The organism is Oleiphilus sp. HI0117, assembly GCF_001635235.1.
The window spans coordinates 1-398 of record NZ_LWGA01001151.1 but is presented as its reverse complement, the minus strand read 5'-3'; the positions used below and the strand labels follow the sequence as shown (position 1 = coordinate 398).

The 398-nt window shown below is 41.5% G+C and carries 1 pseudogene; it reads right to left on the bottom strand.

The annotated features are described in order from the left end of the window. A pseudogene (locus tag A3757_RS27090) lies at positions 1–398 on the bottom strand (hypothetical protein); the annotation flags it as partial.

The window sequence follows — 398 nt, the reverse complement described above, 5'->3', positions numbered from 1 at the left end:
CGTATTGCTCTAACTGAAGCTCTGTAAGTTTGTCGGGTCTTTCGGAAGACATGATATCTTGCGCTAAGGTTCTATATATCGTTCCGATTTTATAAGTAGCCGCTGAAATAACCTCGGACACTTCGTAATCGGCAAGGCTTTCGAGTTTAGCTACCAAGGCTTTTAGATTTCGTGTTTTTTGATCCAAAGACTTTTTGAGCGGTAAGCTTAAGCTAATCGCTTCAAACTGAAGGATGTCTTTGTTTAATAGCCTAAGCGCTGCATTTGCTGCAACATAAGCAGAACGCCCGTTTCGCTGAGAGATCCTATCCTGTTCATATTCTACAAGCGCTGCACGCCACTTATTAGCATTAGAGTCCTCTTTTCGACGATCAAAATAGCGAATACTTTGGAAATAT